The 3722-nt window shown below is 40.9% G+C and carries 3 protein-coding genes; 2 read left to right on the top strand and 1 reads right to left on the bottom strand.

What is annotated here, in order from left to right; translation table 11 throughout:
* Together ACKPQ4_RS02995 and ACKPQ4_RS02990 are read left to right on the top strand one after the other, a co-directional pair.
* Positions 1 to 1545, top strand: a 1545-nt coding sequence (locus tag ACKPQ4_RS02995; protein ID WP_407679729.1) for a BatD family protein, incomplete at its 5' end; no start/stop codon positions are given.
* Positions 1542 to 2372, top strand: a complete 831-nt coding sequence (locus ACKPQ4_RS02990) for a hypothetical protein (RefSeq protein WP_407679728.1) — start codon at positions 1542 to 1544, stop codon at positions 2370 to 2372. The genes ACKPQ4_RS02995 and ACKPQ4_RS02990, both read left to right, overlap by 4 nt.
* A 30-nt stretch (positions 2373 to 2402) precedes the next feature.
* On the opposite strand, the gene dnaX is transcribed toward ACKPQ4_RS02990, so the two are convergent.
* Positions 2403 to 3722: DNA polymerase III subunit gamma/tau (gene dnaX / locus ACKPQ4_RS02985; protein ID WP_407679727.1), on the bottom strand; the 1320-nt coding region annotated here is incomplete at its 5' end.

Below are 3722 nucleotides of genomic sequence, written 5' to 3'. Positions count from 1 at the left end.
GTTCCATCGGTTCGGTTCGAGTTAAGCTTTACCGTAACACCTCAGAGGGAAGGCACTTTTATTGTACCTGCCTTACAGCTTAATATAGAGGGCAAACCCTACCAAGCTCCTGCTGCCAAGCTTTCTGTGGTTCCCCCAACCCAAGCGGATAAAATTCGTCAGGCCGAGCGTCGCAATCAGGAGAATAACCTAAAGCAGGCTGCTTTTCTTGAATTTAAATGCCCCCGACCTTTCCTGTTTAAAGGAGAAACAGTAGAGGCAACTGTTAGTCTCTTTTTGTGGGATAAATTACCGGTTACGCGAATTGATCAAGTCCCATTAAAAATTGGAGACGAAATTTCTATAACTGAATTGGGCCAACCAAACGAAGAACGCGGAGTTCGTAGGTTTAAGAAAAGCTATTCCGTATATTCGTGGAAGCTTGGCCTTACAGGATCCCTACCCGGAAAGCATAATATATCTTTTAGCTCATCCATTCGTGTTCGTGTTCGCAACAATAGAAACTCCCGCCTGTCTAACCCCTTTTTTAATGATCCATTTTTTGGGTTTGGCAGAGAGGAAAGCCTGGAAATTAAAAGCCAACCTCAACAGCTTGAAATCCGGCCCCTGCCTTCCCTACTTCGACCTACAGGCTTTCAAGGTGCAATCGGTAAATTATCAATAAATTCATCTCTCGATACCAATCGGGTCTCGGTCGGCGACCCCATAAAACTTACCTTGACACTAAGTGGTAGCGGGAATTTTGCAGCTATGCCGGCACCCAAACTTTCAATAGGAGAAAATTTTAAAGTCGGTCCACCCGCCTTTTCTTTTCAAGGAAACGAGGTAACCATGCAGAAAGGATCTCAAACTTTTGAATTTGTTATCACACCTTTGCAGGCTGGTTTACTTGATATCCCTCCCGTAACCTTTTCCTTTTTTGACCCATCGGAAGAAAAATATTTTTCAATAGGGTCTGAATCTCATTCTATTCGTGTAGACCCTGGCGAAATATGGACGGACCCAAATCAGAACAACCTCTCTACCCAAAACTCAGTTCCCGCTGTTTCCCGGCAAGATTTGTTCCAAACCGAATCAGAACCGGGTCAGTGGGTAGAAATCTTAACTACTCCCAAGCCATTTAAATCTTCTATTTTCTGGATTACTCAATTCGGGTGCACAATTGCTGCTGCAAGTATTATGATCTTTCGCATTCGAAGAAGAAATCCAAAACTGGAACTACGTAAGCAGAAAGAAAAACTTCTCGATGGAAAAATCCGTGAAGCTTTAAAACACAAAGATACTTCTGGTTTCCACCAGGCCCTTAGAAGGAAAATCCGCTTGCGGGTAGGAATTGCCTGTGATCAGACAAATACCTCTGCTCTATCGAGTTCGGAGATCATCAAACTTCTAAAACGGAAACAATTTTCTGAAAATGTTGTCGCTGATATCCTCGATCTTCTACAAGTGTGCGATGATTTGGAATATGCCCAAAATCCTAATAATGTCACCACTCTTGAACTTGTATTTAAGAAAGCATCTGCAACTTTGAAAAATATAAAATGAGTAGAATTTACCTGAAACTGTATTTTTTTATTTCTGCAATCTATTTTGTTTTGCTACCAAGTTTAGGGGCTTCAAATAATAAATTATTTTATGATGCAGTACGTGCTGAAGCCTCAGGAGACTTGGTTAAAGCAGTTGATATTTACTGTAAAATTGCCGAATCTGAGCACTCAGCCAACCTTCATGCGAACCTGGCAAACCTCTATTTCAAATTAGAAGATTATGCCCGTGCTATTCTTCACTTGCGTAAAGCAATTTGGCTTGATCCTGAAAATCGCGAGCATTCAACCAACCTAGCATTTGCCATGAAAATGGGTGGGGTTGAAGATCAAACCGAACTAGATTTTGCACCGGCTTTTTCAGTTTATTACCAAACTCATTGGTTAATCGCATTTAACCTTCTATTCTGGACAGGAATTTTTGTGGCTTCATCGTTTCTCCAGCCTTCTTTTCGAACTGCTAAAGTCTATGTGCTTGGAGCTTTTTGGATCGCTGGGCTCTTTTTTTCAGGATGGGGATGGTATCAGTCAAATTTAAGTTCCTTGAATCTAAATAGGGAAGTTATCGCAATAAATGCGACAAATCAGGAAAATGAGTTAAAAGAAAACTTGGCCCTGAGAGTTTTTGCCGGTAGTGGCAGTGAGGCAAATACAGAAGTTCCTTTAGGTTCGAGTTTATTTTTGGATTTGGATGGCAATAACCTTCCTCGTTTTCATACAAGTCCGACTGGTGATAAATGGTTTTTAGCACGAAGTGCTTCAGGAACAAACAAGGGTTGGGTTAGAGAGGAAGAAATTGAATCCATCCTTGAGCTCTCCATTAAGTAAAAATCGCAACTAAACCTTGTGAAGAGGTATTCAAATTAATTTGTCAGGATCGATTCGTTCCAAGGCAAAATATTCTCCACGGAACTTTTCTTCGACTACCTTGCGTACTGTTGGTGGTAGAGACCCTATTCTTTCCTTAATTTTGTCTGGGTCGGTTGATTGTCGGGGGGGCTCTCCTTCAATATTCTGCGTATCAGCATTAGGAAGATCTGTATCTGCTAATTCCTTTTGCACAAATTCGTCCACTTGAACAGATTCGCTTACCGAAGCATTTTCGATTGTTTCGGCAGGCTTAACTGGTTTTTTATCCAATCCGAGAATTTCACTTGGTTCCCCGCTAACCAAAACTTTATGATCCGAAGGTCTAATGCTTTTTACTGGATCATTTTTTGTAAGATCCAACACGGTGTCTTTTATCGGTTCAGGTTTGGCCTTTAAATTCGTTTTTTTTTTCGCTTCTTGAGGAACCAATTTCGATATTTTACGAATTACCTGATCGATCGAGCGAGTACGACCCGCTTCTATGGCACGAAAAAGAGTAACTTCAAAATTAGCTTTTTCAGAAAGACCTGAACGTACTAGAGATTCTCCATCTCTTAAAGCATCCAAGATCCTCGATACTTGTTCGGGAGATAAAGCTTCGCAGTCTGATTCCCTTAAAGATTCGACTAAGCTCGAGCGAAATCTTTCGGAGAGATCTAATAAAGCTCTGTAAAAATCCAATCCATTCTCTGAAAATTTATCGGTTATAGTTAAAATGGTATCGTAATTAGCCGTAAGTACTGACTCGCTTAATTGATTGATCATTTCAGATGATGCTAATCCGTAGACCTCCAAAACATCTGATTGGGATATCGATTTCCCGCAAAATGAAATCATCTGATCTAAAATGCTCTGAGCATCCCGCATTCCTCCCATCGCCATACGGGATATAGCATCTAAAGCATTTTCGTCTGCATCAATCTGTTCATGCTCACAAATTTCTTTGAGTTTACCTGTTATTAGTGGAGCAGGAATAGATCGAAATTCAAACCGTTGGCAACGAGATACAATTGTCGGCAACACCTTTTGTGATTCAGTAGTTGCAAATACAAATTTAACATGGGGTGGAGGTTCTTCCAATGTTTTTAATAAGGCGTTAAAAGCCTGCTGACTTAGCATATGTACCTCATCAATTACATATATTTTAAATCTGCATTGAGACGGTGCGTATTGGCACTCGTCCCGCAAGTCCCTGACCTGCTCAACCGAATTATTTGAAGCCCCATCAATTTCGATTACATCTAAGCACCGGCCCTCCATAATAGACTTACCTATCTCTGAATCTTCTGGTACTTCAAGGGTTGGACC

Origin of the sequence: Candidatus Chordibacter forsetii (genome assembly GCF_964187505.1) — a bacterium.
GTDB lineage: Bacteria > Verrucomicrobiota > Verrucomicrobiia > Opitutales > Seribacteraceae > Chordibacter > Chordibacter forsetii.
The sequence above is the reverse complement of the archived record's forward strand: the minus strand, read 5'-3'. Positions and strand labels throughout refer to the sequence as shown.